18 protein-coding genes are annotated in these 18,353 nt (G+C 41.5%); 5 read left to right on the plus strand and 13 right to left on the minus strand.

Annotation, left to right across the window (positions count from 1 at the left end):
- Positions 1-27 precede the first annotated feature (27 nt).
- Positions 28-792 (plus strand): alpha/beta fold hydrolase, encoded by a 765-nt coding sequence (locus MHI33_RS13225; RefSeq protein WP_044141035.1) that lies wholly within the window; start codon positions 28-30, stop codon positions 790-792.
- A 116-nt stretch (positions 793-908) separates the two neighbouring features.
- Positions 909-2,059 (plus strand): IS3 family transposase gene (locus tag MHI33_RS13230; RefSeq protein WP_340911867.1). Its coding sequence is split into 2 segments (ribosomal slippage): positions 909-1,182 and positions 1,182-2,059, totalling 1,152 coding nucleotides; the frame shifts between segments, so codons are not numbered across the junction.
- Positions 2,060-2,125: 66 nt separating this feature from the next.
- Here the strand turns inward: MHI33_RS13230 and MHI33_RS13235 are convergent.
- A complete protein-coding gene (locus MHI33_RS13235) occupies positions 2,126-3,433 on the minus strand; it encodes an aminotransferase class I/II-fold pyridoxal phosphate-dependent enzyme (protein WP_003215770.1) in 1,308 nt (435 codons plus the stop codon).
- A gap of 139 nt (positions 3,434-3,572) precedes the next feature.
- The gene (gene rnz, locus MHI33_RS13240) at positions 3,573-4,502 is read right to left on the minus strand and encodes a ribonuclease Z (protein WP_185108541.1); all 930 of its coding nucleotides are present in this window, start codon (positions 4,500-4,502) and stop codon (positions 3,573-3,575) included.
- 220 nt (positions 4,503-4,722) lie between these two features.
- Here rnz and zwf point away from each other — a divergent pair, with 220 nt between their 5' ends.
- The gene (gene zwf, locus MHI33_RS13245) at positions 4,723-6,198 is read left to right on the plus strand and encodes a glucose-6-phosphate dehydrogenase (RefSeq protein ID WP_106067122.1); all 1,476 of its coding nucleotides are present in this window, start codon (positions 4,723-4,725) and stop codon (positions 6,196-6,198) included.
- A 46-nt stretch (positions 6,199-6,244) separates the two neighbouring features.
- Here the strand turns inward: zwf and MHI33_RS13250 are convergent, their stop codons facing one another.
- The 10 genes from MHI33_RS13250 to MHI33_RS13295 all read right to left on the minus strand — a co-directional run bounded on the left by MHI33_RS13250 (position 6,245) and on the right by MHI33_RS13295 (position 16,531).
- Positions 6,245-6,967: a GntR family transcriptional regulator gene (locus MHI33_RS13250; RefSeq protein WP_106067144.1), complete on the minus strand. Its 723-nt coding sequence runs from the start codon at positions 6,965-6,967 to the stop codon at positions 6,245-6,247.
- A 153-nt stretch (positions 6,968-7,120) separates the two neighbouring features.
- Complete coding sequence (locus MHI33_RS13255; protein WP_340911874.1) at positions 7,121-8,527, minus strand: glycoside hydrolase family 1 protein; 1,407 nt, start codon at positions 8,525-8,527, stop codon at positions 7,121-7,123.
- Positions 8,511-9,857, minus strand: a complete 1,347-nt coding sequence (celB, locus tag MHI33_RS13260) for a PTS cellobiose transporter subunit IIC (protein WP_003216035.1) — start codon at positions 9,855-9,857, stop codon at positions 8,511-8,513. The genes MHI33_RS13255 and celB overlap by 17 nt, the downstream gene beginning before the upstream one ends.
- Before the next feature lie 25 nt (positions 9,858-9,882).
- Positions 9,883-10,215 carry a PTS lactose/cellobiose transporter subunit IIA gene (locus MHI33_RS13265; RefSeq protein WP_003216020.1) on the minus strand — a complete coding sequence of 111 codons (333 nt, stop codon included), beginning with the start codon at positions 10,213-10,215 and terminating at the stop codon, positions 9,883-9,885.
- 3 nt (positions 10,216-10,218) lie between these two features.
- Positions 10,219-10,530, minus strand: coding sequence for a PTS sugar transporter subunit IIB (locus MHI33_RS13270; protein ID WP_003215713.1), 312 nt, complete (start codon positions 10,528-10,530; stop codon positions 10,219-10,221).
- Positions 10,531-10,674: 144 nt separating this feature from the next.
- Entirely contained in the window at positions 10,675-11,460 is a 786-nt protein-coding gene (locus MHI33_RS13275; protein ID WP_106067124.1) for an SDR family oxidoreductase, read from the minus strand.
- Between the two features lie 12 nt (positions 11,461-11,472).
- The gene (locus MHI33_RS13280) at positions 11,473-12,318 is read right to left on the minus strand and encodes a GRP family sugar transporter (RefSeq protein WP_340913837.1); all 846 of its coding nucleotides are present in this window, start codon (positions 12,316-12,318) and stop codon (positions 11,473-11,475) included.
- Between the two features lie 119 nt (positions 12,319-12,437).
- On the minus strand, positions 12,438-13,847 hold the full coding sequence (gene gndA / locus MHI33_RS13285) for an NADP-dependent phosphogluconate dehydrogenase (protein ID WP_044141026.1): 1,410 nt from the start codon (positions 13,845-13,847) through the stop codon (positions 12,438-12,440).
- 98 nt (positions 13,848-13,945) lie between these two features.
- Positions 13,946-15,190 carry a DNA polymerase IV gene (locus MHI33_RS13290; protein ID WP_340911884.1) on the minus strand — a complete coding sequence of 415 codons (1,245 nt, stop codon included), beginning with the start codon at positions 15,188-15,190 and terminating at the stop codon, positions 13,946-13,948.
- Positions 15,191-15,538: 348 nt separating this feature from the next.
- A complete protein-coding gene (locus MHI33_RS13295; RefSeq protein ID WP_065098437.1) occupies positions 15,539-16,531 on the minus strand; it encodes a carbon-nitrogen hydrolase family protein in 993 nt (330 codons plus the stop codon).
- 180 nt (positions 16,532-16,711) lie between these two features.
- Here MHI33_RS13295 and MHI33_RS13300 point away from each other — a divergent pair, with 180 nt between their 5' ends.
- Together MHI33_RS13300 and MHI33_RS13305 are read left to right on the plus strand one after the other, a co-directional pair.
- Positions 16,712-16,993 (plus strand): hypothetical protein, encoded by a 282-nt coding sequence (locus MHI33_RS13300; protein ID WP_003215677.1) that lies wholly within the window; start codon positions 16,712-16,714, stop codon positions 16,991-16,993.
- 27 nt (positions 16,994-17,020) lie between these two features.
- The gene (locus MHI33_RS13305) at positions 17,021-17,839 is read left to right on the plus strand and encodes a membrane protein insertase YidC (protein WP_003215471.1); all 819 of its coding nucleotides are present in this window, start codon (positions 17,021-17,023) and stop codon (positions 17,837-17,839) included.
- Positions 17,840-17,875: 36 nt separating this feature from the next.
- Here the strand turns inward: MHI33_RS13305 and MHI33_RS13310 are convergent, their stop codons facing one another.
- Positions 17,876-18,340 carry a chemotaxis protein CheW gene (locus MHI33_RS13310; protein ID WP_044141023.1) on the minus strand — a complete coding sequence of 155 codons (465 nt, stop codon included), beginning with the start codon at positions 18,338-18,340 and terminating at the stop codon, positions 17,876-17,878.
- Positions 18,341-18,353: the final 13 nt, after the last annotated feature.

Consider the following 18,353-nt stretch of genomic DNA (forward strand, 5'->3'; position numbering starts at 1 on the left):
AAAGAACCACTTAGAGGAGATGGAAGAATGAACTCGGCAATGATTGAAAGAATGTATCATATAGATGGACATCATTTTTATACAAAACATCGTCAAGGCAAAAGGCAAGCCACCATTATCTTTGAAGCAGGCTACGGCATTTCGGGTGATACGTGGTCGAATATGGCCCGTGATATTGATCCTGAGCTTGGGGTTTTCTTATATGATCGATTAGGAAACGGAAAAAGCAGTGACAGCAGTGAAGGAAGAACATTGCATGATCTTGCAGATGATTTAGATGCGCTGCTAGAAGAAGCCAATATTCAGCCGCCCTTTCTCATTGTGGCTCACTCATTTGGCTCTCTTGTCAGCCGGTTATGGGCAAGCCGCAGAGGAGATGACGTCATTGGCATGGTGCTGTTAGACCCGGCAAGTGAGGAGCAAGAACAGGTCATCCTCCCGCTTTTATCAAAGGAAGAACGGACTTCATATATGGCGCAATTTACAGCAGAATGTACGCATGAGAACTTTCAACAAATGCTAAGCACAATAAAAGAGGAACAAACCCATTATGGGATGATGCCGCTCCTTGTCATTTCATCAGGTAAGAGCCGATTGTTTCACCCAGCACACGAGGCATGGCTCAGACTTCATAAACGGATGCTGTCTTTGTCATCTCAAAGTGGATGGATTCAAGCGCAGAACAGCTCGCACTATATTCATCATGATGAACCGCATATTGTACAGCTTGCGATCTATGATGTATGGTGCGCAGCGAAACAACCTGTTTCCTATTATCAAACAGCCAATTAAAAACAAAAACTCCTTGACTAGGGAACTGACCCCATAAGATGAGACAAATAAAAAACACCTTCAAGTTTGAAAATGGATCGTTGTGATCCGAAATAAAACATGGAGGTGTTTTTTCTATGGGGACAAGAGTGAGTTATCCGGTTGAAGTCAAACAGAAGGCTGTAGAAATGAGATTGGCAGGCGTACCTATGAAAGAGATCATGCAGAAATTGAATATCAAGAATAAGACGCAGGTTCAGACATGGGTGAGGTGGCATAAAGCTGGGGATACACACCGGTTCGAACAGCCTGTTGGAAAACAATATACCTATGGAAAGGGTCCCGAGTACTCTTCCGAATTAGAGAGACTGCAGGCAGAAAATCGCTATTTGAGTCAACAGAATGAAGTTTTAAAAAAGTACAACGAATTGGAAAGGAAGTTGATAAGGAAACGTCAATCAAACTGGTAGAAGAATTGTGCAAAACGATGACGGTACAGGACATCTGTGTCCATTTAGGCATCTTACGTACTTCGTATTATAGATGGAAAAAGGATCTGACTCAGAATCATTCTAAAAGACAACTAGAGAAACAGGTCGGCACGTTGTGCCGAAAGCACAAATATCGATATGGTTATCGAAAAATCACAGCCATACTAAAAAGGAGAATGCGTATTAACCATAAAACTGTTCAACGCATCATGCAGAAAAACCAGTGGCAATGCCGGGTTAAAATGAAAAAGCGTAAGAAGAATGGGCAGCCCTATGCCGTGGCCGATAACATACTGGATCGGAACTTTCAGTCTGATCGCCCTCTTGAAAAACTAGTAACGGACATCACGTATTTGCCTTATGGACAGAAACAATTGTACCTTTCCAGTATATTGGATTTATATAATGGAGAAGTGATTGCTTTTACGATTGGTGATAAGCAGGACACAGACTTTATCTTAAACACACTTAATCAGCTCCCAGCACTGCCTGAGAATTGCGTGTTACATAGCGATCAAGGTTCTGTGTATACATCTTACGAGTATCAGAAAGCTGTTCATATAAAAGGCATTACCATGAGCATGTCCCGTAAAGGGACGCCCGCTGATAATGCCTCCATCGAATCGTTTCATTCCTCACTAAAGTCTGAAACGTTCTATCTTAACAGGATTGACCGCACTACGACCAGCATCGTAGAACGCACTGTCAAAGAATACATTTATTATTATAACAACATTCGTATTCAAACGAAACTAAACAACCAATCACCGATAAACTATCGGCAATTGGCTGTATAAAGGTGTTTTGATCCCTGTCTCAAAAACGGGGGTCAGTCCCTAGTGACTCGTCAAGGAGTTTTTTCTTTATGCCGTTGGAGCGGACTGACTTTTTTTAGACAGCAGCTTTTCAATGCTGACAAGCTGAACACATAATGTAAAGATGTCAATCGCTTGCTCTAGTTCTTCAAGTGATGGGAACGTTGGCGCAATGCGAATGTTACGATCAAGCGGGTCTTTTCCATAAGGATAAGTCGCGCCTGCACCTGTCATGGTCACACCAGCTTCTTTTGCCTTTTGCACAACAGCTTTTGCACAATGATCAAGCGTATTTAAACTAATAAAATATCCGCCATTTGGCTTGTGCCATTCTGCAATGTCTTTCCCGCCAAGTGTTTCATCAAGAATGGAAAGAACGAGGTCAAACTTTGGCTTAATGATCGCAGCATGTTTTCTCATATGTTCCTTCAAGCCTTCTGGATTCTTGAAGAAACGAAGGTGTCTTAATTGATTGATTTTGTCTGGTCCAATCGTTTGAATCGATAATTGTTTTTGAGTAAAGCTCACATTATCCGGGCTAGATGCCATGAGTGCAATACCTGAGCCTGGGAATGTAATTTTAGAAGTAGACGCAAACATAAACACACGATTTGGGTGCCCTGCTTCCTCTACTGCTTGAAAAATATCTTTTAACGTATCAGGCGTATCAGTTAGGTGATGGACTGCGTATGCATCATCCCAAAAAATGCGGAAGTCGTCTGCTTTTGTTTTCATCGAAGCAAGGCGGTCAACCACCTCATCTGAATACGTAATGCCATCTGGGTTGCTATATTTTGGTACACACCAAATGCCTTTAATCGCTTCATCCTCTGCGACCAATTTTTCGACCTGATCCATATCAGGTCCATCAGCTTTCATATCTACCGTGATCATCTCTATGTTAAATAGCTCACAAATGGAAAAGTGACGGTCATATCCTGGGCTTGGTGCAAGGAATTTTACCTTTGGCAGCTTTCCCCAAGGTGTTTTGCTGTCATATACGCCGTGGGTCATGGCACGGGCAATGGTATCGTGCATCATATTAAGACTGGAATTACCGCCGATGATGATTTGTTCTGGTTTCAGATTGAGCACATCTGCAAAAAATGTCTTCGTTTCAGGAAGCCCTGTCAAACCGCCATAGTTACGCACATCTGTGCCATCTTCAGCCGTCATCGCATCCTTTGATGTCACAACATCGAGCATACCCATAGACAAATCGAGCTGTTTTGGTGAAGGTTTTCCTCTAGACATGTCTAAGTGTAAGTTTTTACTTTTATAAGCTTCGTACTCATTTTGTAGTGCTGCATATAGGTCATTTAATTCTGCTTCACTTAACGCTGTAAAACCGCTCATCTTTGATTGTGCCTCCCGTATTCTTCATAGTTTCATTCGTCATTTGTTTTTTCTTCACCATTTTACCACTACCTGAAAAAGAGAGTCATTATAAATATCAAAAAAATCACACAACTTTTTTTGACGATTCATCCAATTTTTACAGGGTGCGGTCAATGGAAAAAGAAGAGAAATCCTGTGCAGCTTCTGTCAGCGGGAATATATCGCGGGCTTCTTTCAATAGTTGTTTCAGTGCCTCTTCTCCTTGGTAACGTGCACTAATATGGGTCAAAATTAATCTTTTTGCGCCTGCTTCCTGCGCTGTTTTCGCTGCTTGCTCTGTCGTGCTGTGATAATAATTGTAGGCTAGATCAGCATCTTCTTTACCGAATGTTGCTTCATGGACTAACACATCCGCATCCTTGGCAAGCCTTGTTATATTCTCGCATAAACGGGTATCTCCTGAAAATGCAACGATCCTCCCTTTTTTAGGGGGTTCCAAATAATCGGTTCCATCAATGATTCTTCCATCTTCGAGTGTCACGGTTTCCCCATTTTTCAACCTCTGATACAAAGGTCCAGGTTTTACACCGATTTCTTTTAGGTCTTCGGCTTTTAATGCACCTGGTACATCTTTTTCCACTACCCGATAGCCGTAAGCTGGAATACCGTGAGATACTCGTCTTGCTTCTACTTGAAAGGTATCATCTTCAAATACGATCCCTTCATCTATCTCTATGATATGCAGCGGATATGTCAAATGCGTTTGTGTAGCTGAAAGTGCTGCGTTCACAAACGCTTTGATGCCCTTAGGTCCATAGATCGTTAGTTCATCCTCTCCGCCTTGGAAGGATCTGCTGCCAAGCAGTCCTGGGAGACCGTATACATGATCACCATGCATATGAGTGATAAATATTTTCTCAATTTTTCTCGGTTTAATCGTTGTATGTAATATTTGATGCTGCGTCGCTTCTCCACAATCAAAAAGCCACACTGCTTTTCTTTCTTCTAAAAGCTTTAGCGCAGTGCAAGTGACGTTTCTAGTTTTTGCAGGAATGCCTGCACCAGTTCCTAAAAAGAGCAGTTCCATTACTTTTCCTCCTAAAGCCGGTATACAATATCTTCATTCATATAGAATACATGAAGAGAAGGTAAATGTGAATTCACCGGAATTTTCGAAAAAAGTCAAACGAGAGCAGAAAAAGTCGAATCAAATGTTTGCTTTACGAACAATGAACCTTTAAAATAAAGAAAATGTACATACATTCTGGTTTTTACAACAATGCTACGAATAAAGTGAGGTACTTTTCGTGAATACAGAAACTAACAATCCAAAAGCAGTCATTGTCATTTTTGGCGCAACAGGAGATCTTGCCAAACGCAAGCTCTACCCTTCTATACATAGACTTTATCATAGCGGAAAACTTGGTGATCAATTCGCCGTCGTGGGTGTTGGACGCCGTCCGTGGTCTCATGAGGATCTAAGAGCTGTGGTGAAAGAATCTGTTTCTTCTAATGATGCAGAAGCGAAAATAGAGGAATTCAGTTCACATTTTTATTATCACGACTTTGACGTATCAAGCCCTGCTTCCTATCAATCGCTTAACACACTTCTAGCAGGCCTTGAAGATACGTACAGCATCCCAAACAACCGGATGTTCTATTTAGCGATGGCACCGGAATTCTTCGGAACGATTGCAAAGTTCCTAAAAAGTGAAGGTGTATCAAAAACAACTGGCTGGTCAAGACTTGTCATCGAAAAACCATTTGGCCATGACTTGCCAAGTGCGAAAAAGTTAAATGAAGAAATTCGAGATGCATTCTCTGAAGATCAAATTTATCGTATTGACCACTATCTCGGTAAACAAATGGTTCAAAACATTGAGGTCATCCGTTTTGCAAATGCCATCTTTGAACCACTTTGGACAAACCGATATATCTCAAACATTCAAATTACATCTAGTGAATCATTAGGGGTTGAAGACCGGGCCCGTTATTACGAAAGTTCAGGTGCACTAAGAGACATGGTCCAAAACCATATGCTTCAAATGGTTGCACTTTTAGCAATGGAGCCGCCAATTAAACTGAATACCGAGGAAATCCGCAGCGAAAAACGGAAAGCATTACGCGCTCTTCGTCCTTTCTCTAAAGATGAGGTCGATCAATTCTTTGTCCGCGGACAGTATGATGCTGGTACGGTTGATGGCGGCATGGTTCCTTCGTATCTTGAAGAGCAAAATGTAGACCCGAACTCAAACACGGAAACATTCGTTGCAGGGAAGCTGCTCATTGATAACTTTAGATGGGCCGGCGTGCCATTTTACATTCGTACTGGAAAACGTTTAGAAAAGAAATCTACTCAGATCGTTGTTCAATTTAAAGACATTCCAATGAACCTGTACTATGGTAACGGAAATTCCATGCATCCAAACTTACTCGTCATCCACATTCAGCCAGATGAAGGTATTACCCTTCACCTGAACGCTCGTAAGCTTGATGGCGGTACATTTGCAAAACCGATTAAGCTCGACTACCAAACAAACTATAACGACATCATGAATACACCAGAAGCCTATGAAAAGCTGATTCATGACTGCTTGCTAGGCGATGCTACGAACTTTGCTCACTGGGATGAAGTGGCGCTTTCTTGGAACTTTGTGGATCCGATTTCTGAGAAATGGGCAGAAAACAAAACATTAAAACCAAATTATCCTGCTGGTTCTATGGGACCGAAAGAAGCCGATGAGCTTCTAGAAAAAGACGGGTATCATTGGTGGAATATATAAAATGATATAAAAAAGAGCAGTCTCCCTTGGGGGTTCTGCTCTTTTTTTAACGTCCTGTTTTTGTAATTTCAACCGTTGAAAAGTCGAACTTATCATAGCGGTGATGACTAAAGGAGTACTCAAACGGCCGGCCTGTGTTTAAATAAGCAACCTGCTCGACTTCTAGCACAGGATCCGTTGGGTCACAGCCTAAATATTGCTGGTCCAGCTCGTCTGATTTAGCTGCTCTAATTTTCTTATGCGCTCCTGCCACTTTTAATTTCAAATCATTTGATATGTAGCCATAGATTGATCCCAATAGAACCTCTTCATCTATTCCCTTAATGAGATTGACGGGCATAAACGTTTTTTCTAATACATATGGCTCCTCGTCCACAAGACGGAGACGGATGATGTCATAAATGGGTGTGGTGGAGTCTATGGATAGGTGGGCTGCCACCTCTTTGCTTGGAAAATGGACATCAAAGTGAATGATTTGAGTCGTGACGTTTTTATCCGCCATGACTTTTGTGAACCCTTTATTTTCATGTCCTGACACATTGATTGCCCCTTGATTGAGCGCTGCCTTCACAATAAATGTACCGTGTCCTCTTTTTCTAAAGAGCAGACCTTCTGCTACGAGAAGATCGAGCGCACGCTTCATCGTCATTCGGCTGCATTGAAATTCAGCGGCAAGCGAGTTTTCATCTGGAATGGGTTGATCTTCTGGATAATATGCTGTTCCTATTCGTTTTCTGATTTCTTCTGAAATGAGTTCGTACTTTTTCATCTCACACCACCAACTGACTTGTTTTTTCATAGCTTCCTCTCATTCTACACTAAGCCTAGTGAGCTTAAAAGGTACGAGCCATTTTTGTTTCATCCACTTATGGCCACATAAGAAAAATACTTGCCCTTTTCAAGGAAAGAGCAAGTATTTTGATTAAAAACCGTCATTTTCTGATACCGATTGAAACCAGTATCCGCTTTTCTTAATCGTACGTTTTCCGTCTTCTTGAAGATCAACTGAGACAAATCCATAGCGATTCTTATAGGCATTCGACCATGACCAATTATCCATAAACGTCCACAGATGATAGCCTTTTACATTACTTCCTTCTTGAATGGCTTGATGCACCCATTTAAGATGCTCAGAAATAAAGTCAATGCGGTAATCGTCATGAATCATTCCTTCTTCATCCTTAAACCGCTCTTCTCCTTCGACACCCATTCCATTTTCAGAAATAAAGCATTCAATATTATCATAGTCTGTTTGGACTTTTTTCAATATATCATAAATGCCTTTTTCATAGATTTCCCAGCCACGATACACATTCATTTTTCTTCCCGGCATGTCAAACGCATCAAAATAATGATTTGGCATAAATGGTGCATTTGGATGCGGCATATGCTCTTTCGCTTTCACTCTTCTTGGCTGATAATAGTTGATTCCAAGGAGGTCGACGGTATTCTCTTGAATGAGCTCAAGGTCTCCTTCTTGCATACTAGGCATAAAGCCTTCTTTCTTTAACACCTCTACTAGTTTCTCTGGGAAATGTCCCTTCACCGCAGGATCTAGGAAGGAACGGTTAAAGAAAGCATCCGCCATCTCAGCTGCTTCTAAATCGCGCGGATTCTGGCTTCTCGGATAAGATGGGGTAAGATTGAGGATGATGCCAATCTTCCCGCCTTGCTTCAACTTTTTATAAGCCGCAATCGCCTTCGCATTTGATAAAAGTTCATGATAACCGACCTGTACAGCCTTTTGGAAATCGACTTCATTTGGATAATGAAAGCTATACATATATCCGCCTTCTACAGGAACGATCGGTTCATTATGGGTAAACCATTTTTTCACCCGATCGCCAAATAATTGAAAGCATAATTCTGCATAGCTCACATAATCATCTACTACCTGTCTGTTGACCCAGCCGCCTTTTTCCTGTAGCGCCATTGGCATATCGAAATGGTACAGGTTCACAAACGGCTCAATATCATGTGCAATCAGTTCGTTGATCACATCATTGTAAAAAGATACTGCTTCTTCATTGACCGAACCTTTCCCTTCAGGCAAAAGACGTGACCAGGAAATGGATAACCGGAATGAATTGTGCCCAATTTCTTTCATCAGACGAATATCTTCTTTATATTTTCGGTAAAATTGGGATGTCACGTTCGGTCCTACGCCATCAAAAAAACGAGTCGGCTCTTGCTCAAACCAATGATCCCAAATATTCGGTCCTTTTCCATCACCAGGGACGCTGCCTTCTGTTTGCGTGGCAGAGGCAGAAGATCCCCACCAGAAACCTTCTGGAAATGAATATGATTGCTTGTTATTTTCCATCGACATGTATTGAGTCTCCTTCACCTTTGATGTTGGTTGTTTTTGTTTTTTCCGTTGTGGTTATTTTTTCATTCTTCACATTCATACGGTCAATAAATTTCAGGAACGGGAACCAAATGACAAACACGATCATCAGGTTAAACAGCTGAAGCAGGCCGCCCGCCAGTGAATTGGTTGCCATTATTCCGCTAATAAAGATCGGCACCGTCCAGGGAATATTCACGCCAGTCGGCGGTGGTACAATGCCTGATGCCATCGCAAAATAAGAAATACATGTAATAACCATTGGCGCCAAAATCCATGGAATGAGAATAAGCGGGTTCATGACAATCGGTAAACCGAAGATAATCGGTTCATTGACGTTAAATAATCCTGGTCCTAAGCCGAGCTTTGCTACTTGTTTTAATTGCTTACTTTTCAGGAAAATTAAAATCGTAAACACAACAGCCAGCGTCATACCGGTTCCGCCCATACCAACCGTATAAATTTCGATAAACTGCTTGCTGATGATATTCGGAACCTCACCAGTTTTTGTATAGCTCTCTAGGTTTTGAATGGACAACGTATTCCAAATGGGGTCCATGACAGAGTTGATAATAATTTGGCCGTGAAGCCCAAAGAACCAAAGAATTTGTATAAAGAAAACAGCGATCAAGGTCGGAATGATACCGCTTCCAAGTCCGACAAGCGGTGCCTGAATCGCATGATAAATCAAGTCATGCATATTTGTTTTGAAGCCTTGTGTAATGATGATATTGATCAGTAAAAAGGCTGTGAGTGTCAAAGTAGCCGGGATCAGTGCAGCAAAAGACTTAGCAACAGCTGGCGGAACCCCCTGCGGCATATTGATGACAAATTTCTTTTGGACAAAATAACGATAAATTTCAGCAGACAAAAAGCCTGTGATCATTCCAAGGAACATCCCCTTTGCTCCTAAACGATCGACTGGTATTACGCCTGCAATAGATGCACCGCCTTCTTGTTCTAGTAGAAATGGCGTCAGAAGTAAGAAAGACGCTAATGCAATCACGCCGCCAAATACAGCTTCCACATCATAGCTTTTCGATAAATAGTAGCCAATCCCAAATACAACAAACACACTCATAATGCTGATGGTCGCACTTGGCGCGATATTCAGTGCAGACTGGACGCCTTCCAGTGCGGTTTGACTCATGATTTTATCTAAAAATGGCAAATTCATTAGCACAACCATAATGGAACCAAAAATGGTGAGCGGGAACGCAAGCATAAAGGCATCCCGTAATACGCCCAAATAGCGGTTGTTGTTCAGTCTCCCAGCAATTGGAACCAAAATAGCACTTATTTTATCAAACATTGGTTTCCCCCCTTGTTTACACCTTTTATTGTTTAAGCGTTTGGAAAATTGGCAGGAGCTCTCCCACAAGCTCCTTGATCGTAATAGTCGACATTAAGTGGTCTTCGGCGTGCATGAGCAATAAGGAGAAAGGCGTTTTCTCCCCGCCTGCCTCTTGCTGCACGAGTTGAAAATGGATGCCATGTGCATGACGTAAATCTTCTTCTGCTTCTTTCATGAGACCAAATGCCTCATCTTCTTGACCTTCTCGAAATTGTTTAAGAGATTGAAGCAATTTGCTGCGTGCATTACCGCTGTGTAAGATCAATTGAAAACTGACTTGTTCCTCTGTGAGCCCTTCGAGTGTTTTCTTTTCCATTCTTTACGATTCCTCCATCAATGTAACGGCTTGTTCATACGCTTTTTGTCCATCGGCAAGCCCGTACGCCTGCATATCGATGACCTCTACTGCAATCCCGTATTTTGTTGCTTCTTTTTGAAGATCCCCTTTTAAAAAGCTCATTTGCGGTCCAATTAACACAACATCCGCATTCGCCATTTCTTTTCTCGCTTGATCTTGCCCAACTGCCCAAATTTCTGCCTCGTCCCCTATTGAGTCGGCATGAGCCTTCATCTTTGTAACTAGTAAACTCGTAGACATTCCTGAACTGCATGCTAATAAAATACGTTTCATTTCTCTCACCCCATTGTTGTAATAAAAGCGCTTCCATTTAATATTATATATTTTTATTTTTAAATGTCTAGACATTTCATTTTATTTGTCTGTATTTTATATAAAAAAAGAGCGTTTGTTTGTGTACGCTCTTTTTCTTTCTTCTTATCCTTTTCCTGCTTGGAAGCCAGGATATTTTGTCATACCGCCGTCCACATAGAGTGTCAAGCCTGTGACATAGCTTGCCTCTTTTGACGCCAGCCAGACAGCACATGCTGCCACTTCTTCAGGCTTTCCAATATAGCCAATGGGGATCAGTTCAATCACGCCTTTTTTCAATGCGGGATCATCGAATTTTTCCTTATTGATCGGGGTATCGATGGCGCCTGGTGCAATACTGTTTACACGTATTTTTTTAGGGGCATATTCTAGTGCCAGCGTTTCTGTCAGCAGCTTGGCGCCCCCTTTACTTGCTGCATAATGCACGAAATGAGGCCAAGGGATTTGCTGGTGAACCGACGACATATTGATGATCGATCCTTCTATTCCGTGATCTGTCATATACTTCAATGCATCACGGCAGCCTAGAAACATACCTGTTAAATTGGTCGACATGACTTTGTTCCAATTATCCAGCGTCATTTCTGTGGAAGGCACTTCGTTTTCAATGCCTGCGTTATTGATCATGACATCAAGGCTTCCGTACGTATGAACGGCTTTATCAATCATTGCCTGCATATCCTCTTCCTTTGAGACATCTCCCTTGATTTTCACAGCTTGTCCGCCATTTTTTTGAATATCCGCAATGGTGTCATCTGGATTTTCTTGATCTGAGAAATAATTGATCACCACATTGGCTTTTTCTTGTCCAAACCGGCGCGCCATCGCTTGACCTATTCCTGTACCAGCTCCTGTAATCAGGACTGTTTTCCCTTTTAAATCTGGATACATTCGTTTACCCTCCTATTTTGTAAAGCCTAGCAGCACGCCGCCTGCAATGATCATCAAGCAGCCTGCAATGACAAAGCTTGTTCTGGATGCTTTCTCTTTTAATAAGTAAATGCCGCCTAATGTTGAGATGACTATCCCTGTCTGTGACATCGAAAAACTTACGGCAACACCAATAAGCGGAATAGCCAAAAGAAGTCCGAGATTTCCTGTCGACCAAACCAAACCGGCAATGATATTTTTAAACGTATATTTACTAAACGGGTTCTGCTTAAGACTAATCGCCAAGGATGAAAGCAGCATGCCGACCGATTGCGGAACGAGCGCAGACCAGCCATCAATATGAAACCATCTCAAAATGACAACATATCCGACATAACCAACCGTTGAGATGAGCAGAATCATGATCCCTTTTTTGAAATTGCTACCGTTCCCGCCACCATTCTTTTTTTGGCCGAGCGATGTCAGCACAACACCTGCAATAATCAGTAAAATAGCACAAGAACCAATGAGTATGACCGTCATCGTTTGCCATTCTTTGAAGACCATGACGCCAAATAAAGTAGTGCTCACAAGCTGCATGCCCGTTGATAAAGGAACCGCCTTCGAGACTCCGAGAAACGCAACACTTGAAAGCTGATTCATTTGTCCAATGCTCCAAAAGATGCCTGAAATCACAGAAACCGCAAAAATAAGCGGTGTCAGCTCTGGCATTTTGATGAAGAAGGCTGCAATTGAAAATATAAATGCACCAAGCGTAATACCAAGGGTTTGCTGGTAAGCATTCCCGCCAAGTTTGACACTGATGAGAACAATACTTCCCCAAAATATCGCTGGGAGAAGTGCATATAAGATGCCCACTTCGATCCCTACTTTCTTTTCTTTTTTACATAGCATCCCTCTTTTTCGCATTTTTAGCCGAAAAGATGCAAACACAAAAAAACCTTACCAAAGGGTAAGGTTTTTCAGTCGTTCTATGTTTATTTCATCCATTCCGTATGGAAGATGCCTTCTTTATCTGTGCGCTCATACGTATGGGCACCGAAATAGTCACGCTGCGCTTGAATTAAGTTCGCTGGCAGGACAGCTGTGCGATAGCTATCAAAGTAAGCAAGTGCACTTGACAATGAAGGAACAGGAACTCCTTGCTCCACTGCAAGCGAAATGACTTTACGAAGAGATGATTGATAGCTTTGAGCAATATCCTTAAAGTAAGGATCAAGCAATAGGTTTTTCAGTTCAGGGTTACGGTCATATGCTTCTTTAATTTGTTGTAAGAAGGCTGCACGAATGATACATCCACCACGGAAGATCATTGCAATTTCACCGTATTTTAAATCCCAGTTATACTCATCAGATGCTGCTTTCATTTGCGCAAAACCTTGTGCATACGAGCAGATTTTACTCATGAATAAAGCTTTTCTAACCGCTTCGATCAGCTCTTGTTTATTCTCTGCTAATTGCGCTGGCTTAGGACCTTCGATTAATTGACTTGCTTCAACACGCTCATCTTTCATTGCTGAAATGTAGCGGGCGAAAACAGACTCAGTAATGATTGGAAGCGGAACACCTAGATCAAGAGAACTTTGGCTCGTCCACTTTCCAGTTCCTTTTTGTCCAGCTTTATCTAAGATGACATCCACAAGCGGCTGGTTTGTTTCTTCATCCACTTTTGTGAAAATATCAGCTGTAATTTCGATTAAATAGCTGTCAAGCTCGCCTTTATTCCATTCTGAGAATACTTCATGAAGCTCCTCTGCTGACAATCCAGCCACATGCTTCAAGATAAAGTATGATTCAGAAATCAACTGCATGTCTCCGTACTCGATGCCGTTATGGACCATTTTGACATAATGTCCTGCTCCATCTGGGCCGATATACGTTGTACATGGCTCGCCATCTACTTTCGCAGAGATCGCTTCTAAAATTGGTTTCACTAGCTCATGCGCTTCTTTTTGACCGCCAGGCATGATCGATGGACCTTTTAGTGCACCTTCTTCACCGCCGGAAACACCTGTACCAATGAAGTGGATACCACTTTCCGCAAGCTCTTGATTACGTCTTTGCGTATCCTTGTAATATGTATTTCCACCATCAATTAAGATGTCACCTTTCTCTAGGTGAGGAAGTAATGATTGAATGGTTGCATCCGTTGCTGCACCAGCTTTTACCATTAAAAGAATTTTACGCGGTGTTTCAAGCGACTGAACAAATTCTTCGATGCTGTATGTGCCTACAACGTTTTTCCCTTTTGATTCTTGAAGAAATTCTTCCGTTTTGCTGCTAGATCTGTTATAAACGGACACGGAGAACCCGCGGCTTTCAATATTAAGGGCAAGGTTTTTCCCCATAACGGCTAGTCCAACCACACCGATTTGTTGTTTTGACATAATTCTGACGTCCCTTCTAACACACTATATTGATTACTGCTGAAATGATGTACCCTTTGAAATTACCACAACACCACCTCTTTTATCAAGTTTTCAGGCTAGTCATTTCCTTTTTCGTCCTGAAAAAAGTCTTTATTAAAACTTGTTCCACTTATTTTGCTCTCTTTTTCCTTGATGGTCATCCCTCTTTGAACGAGTGATTTTCCATACTTTTCTTTTAGCCCTTCTAAAATGGTTTGAAGAGGCTCTTCTTTTGCATCTTCTGTATAGGAAAATAAATCAAGCTGTTTAACGGCTGCTTTTCGTTCTACAAGGTCTGTCCCCGTCACACCTAAGAGCCTCACAGGCTGGTCATTCCAATGTTTAAGGAATAACTGCCTTGCTGCCTCAAATAAGTCTTCCTTCCGATCCGTCGGATTCGTGAGGGTGACACTTCGCGTGATATTTTTCCAGCTTGCGTACCGAATCATGATGAGCAGCCGATTTGCCATCACTTCTTTTCTCCTTAACCTTGCACTCACAGATTGTGACAGCTTATCAATTAACGCGACAAGTTCATCTGGATCGTCAGAATCATGAGGAAGGGTTGACGAATTACCGACGGATTTAAATTCGTATATCCTTTCTGGGTCCACGATGCCGTCATGTTCACCATTCGCCTTTTGCTTTAATCTCGGTCCATTGATGCCTAGTAATTCCTTTAGTGTATACTCATTTGCTTTCGCTAAATCTTCAATGGTATGAATGCCAATCGTTTTCAATTTATCTGCCGTTTTTTGTCCAACTCCGTGCATGTCACCCGCTGGTAGCGGCCATAGCATTTGGGGTACATCTCGTTTACGCAAAATGGTGATGCCCATTGGTTTTTTCCAATTAGACGCCATTTTCGCTAAAAATTTATTCGGTGCAATGCCAATACTTGAAGGAAGCATGAGCTCCTCTACAAGCCTCGTTTGAATATCATGAGCCGTTTTCACCGCATGCTCGGCATATGGCGTATGCGTTAAATCAATATAGCCCTCGTCAATGGATACAGGCTCGACTAAATCGCTGTATTCTCTTAGTATTGTAAACATCTCTTGTGAGGAGCTTCGGTACCGGTCAAAGTTTGGTGTACGGACAATCAGCCCCGGACAAAGCCGCTTCGCTTCCCATAACGGCATCGGGGGCTTTACACCTAGCGCTCTTGCCTCGTAGCTACACGTCACCACAATCCCTTTACGCTCTTTCGCATTTCCGCTAATGGCTAAAGGTTTCCCTCTCAAAGAAGGATCATACGCCATTTCTACATTCGCATAAAACGCATTCATGTCTATATGAAAAATAATATTTGACATTGGCATAACCCCATTTTCTTAAATCCCTATATTTTGATCAGAAGTTCCGAATCGATCAAATATGATTAATCTCTTTTATGCTCAATTATACATTGATTTATTTCATCTTTCCTCAAAAAAACCTTCTCTAAAAAAGAGAAGGTTTCAGATTGTTGACAAAGGGCTAAAATGATTTTTATTTTAGCCCTTTGTCTTCTTTTCAGCGTGAATTGAAAACCCTTGAAGTCTAGGAAGATTGAGCACTGGAGCGGAGCGAATTCAACATTCGTGAGCACCAGCGCGCAGATCTGACAACGAATACGAGGGTTTGTCTACACGCTAAAACCTTCTCTAAAAAAGAGAAGGTTTCACGAATTACACTTTTTCTTCAAGCATACCATTTTGATATTGAATAGCCTCGTATGTTAACACTTCATTTTTAGTGTCATTCAAATGTTTCACAACCGGAGTAGGCTGCTGATTAAAATTCATACTCAAGCTTTGATTGGAATAGTGGCCAGCTGGATCAATATAATACTTGTAATCAATAACTCTTTCCACATCAATGTCTGCGTAAGCAATTCCCTCTGTTTCAGCTGGAACCATATCACTGATCGGTTCTCCATCTGGACCGTAAATGCACGTATGCCCACTCTTAAATGTTTCAAAGTAATCTCTTTGCTCCTGCGTTAAACAAATCATCTCTTTCATTTCTTCCGTATAGATAGAAGAAGTCATCAGCACAAAAGTTTGTGTCGCGATGGCATAATATCTACTTGAAATTTCATCATCAAAATAACCTGGCCAGGACGCTACATGAACCTGTTCATTTTGAGCATTCATCGCCATCAGATCTAGTGGCACTTGATGCTCCCAGCACATCAATCCGCCAAGGTTGCCAATTTCAGTTTGAAAAACTGGCATCATGCTTCCACTTCCATCTCCCCAAATCAGTCTTTCTGCTACAGAAGCTCTCATTTTCCGATGTTTCCCTATTAAATCCCCATTTGGGTTAAACCAAAGTTGAGCTAAATAGAGAGAGCCGCCATCTTTTTCACTGCATGATATACAAACGTACGTTTCATTCCTTTTTGCTGCCTCGCTTATTTTTTGAATAGCTAAGCTAGGGATTTCGACTGCATTTTTATATAATTCGTGATAGAACTTTCTTGTATATTCTGGATGACCAATAAAAGCAAACCAAGGATAACCAGGTAAAAATGCTTCTGGGAATGCTACAAGTTTTGCACCATTTGAAGCTGCCTCGTCGATCAGTTCACATGATTTCTGAACGGTTGCCTCCAAATTTAAGTAGATAGGTGCTACTTGTACCGCAGCTGCTCGAAACTTCGGGTAAATACTTGTCATATTAAAAACCTCCATTTCTTCTATTCCCCCTCATTATAAGATAGGAATTATGAAGTTTGGATGACAAATACCATTTTATGCAAAATAAGGATTTATACTCGGTAGAGAAAACACGTGATCCTGTTAGACATTTCACAATGTGTATAGTACACTGTGAGTAATGAAATGGATGTGATAATCATGATTATTGATACATTCAATGAAGTCTTTTTCCTTGTTGAATTCTTTACGATTATTCTTCCAGCGCTGACGGCCATCGGTATTGCGTTTTTATTAAAAGACTGCCGTATGAACGAACACCTCGGTGGACATCGTTTGGAAGAGTTGGACGCATCTTTATTGAATCGAACAGACTTTCTGTTTATCATATATGATCGCATTACAACTTGGATTAGTAAAGTCATTCGAATGAAACGATCATCGAACGATGATGAAGACCATTCGCTTCCTCTCTCTAATTAATTTTTTAAAAAATGAGGAGGAAACGAATTGAAACGTTTATTAACGATTTGTACGACTTTATGTTTAATGATGATTGCCTCACCTGCTTTTGCAGCGAGTGGGCAAACGAATGCGAGCTCTGATGGGTTTTTCCATCATTATTTTGTCCAGCCTTTTTCTGAGCTGATCATTTGGCTTGCGAACTTCTTCCATGATGATTATGGTTTATCGATTATGTTCGTGACCTTGATCGTCCGTCTGCTGATTTTCCCTCTTTTTGCGAACCAATTTAAGAAGCAAAGAGTCATGCAGGAGAAAATGGCACTAGTAAAGCCTCAAATTGATGAAATTCAAAGCAAATTGAAGAAAACGAAAGAACCTGAAAAACAAAAAGAACTACAAATGGAAATGATGAAAGTATACAAAGAGAACAATGTGAACCCGCTGGCAATGGGCTGTCTGCCTATGCTGATTCAAATTCCAATTGTTCTTGGCTTTTACTCAGCGATCCGCTCAACACCTGAGATCGCAACACATTCGTTCCTATGGTTTAACTTAGGACAAACCGATCTATTGGTCGCAATCTTTGCAGGCGCTATGTATTTCTTGCAATTTTATGTTACGCAAAGGTTTGCGAAGCAATCAGGCACCCAGACAGAGGCTGCGCTGAAACAAGCCAAAGTGATGGGCATGATTTTCCCAATCATGATGCTGTTTATTTCAATCAATGCACCCGCTGCCCTTCCTTTATACTGGATGACAAGCGGATTATTACTCACAATCCAAACCATTATTTTAAATGTCATGTACCAAAAATCAAAATCAAAAGCTGAGGCAAACGACCAAGCTAGCCCAGCTGCTGAATAAAAATAATCCCCTTATCTGATGATAAGGGGATCTTCTTTATGCCAATTCTTCTTTTAACCGCGCTGGCAATTGATCGAGATCCTCAATTCTCCCAAGGAACTTATTCGGGTCCACTTGTAAAATCATCTTGTTCTCTCTCTCCACAACGCCGAAGAAATATTCAGAGGCTTTCGTGTTCATATGAAATGGCTTGATCTCGCTTAGCTCGATATCGATAATATCTTTTGCATCCGAGACAAGACAGCCTACCATTTGTCCGTTTAATTCAAATAGCAACACCTTGGACTGTTCGTTCACATCAAGAGGCTTTCCGTGAAGCATCACGCCTGTGTCACTGACAGGAATGACCTCTCCCCTTAAAGACATGAGTCCTTTTATTTCTTTAGGTAGGTTCGATACTTCTTGTAAATAAGGGACCTTCTCAATCGAACGAATATGCTCTACACTAATGCCAAAATCCTCTTGCCCCACTTGGAAAATAATGATCTTTTGCGTGCTCACAGAGTCTCCTGCC

Origin of the sequence: Bacillus sp. FSL K6-2971, assembly GCF_038006405.1 — a bacterium.
Taxonomy (GTDB): Bacteria; Bacillota; Bacilli; order Bacillales; family Bacillaceae; genus Bacillus; species Bacillus pumilus.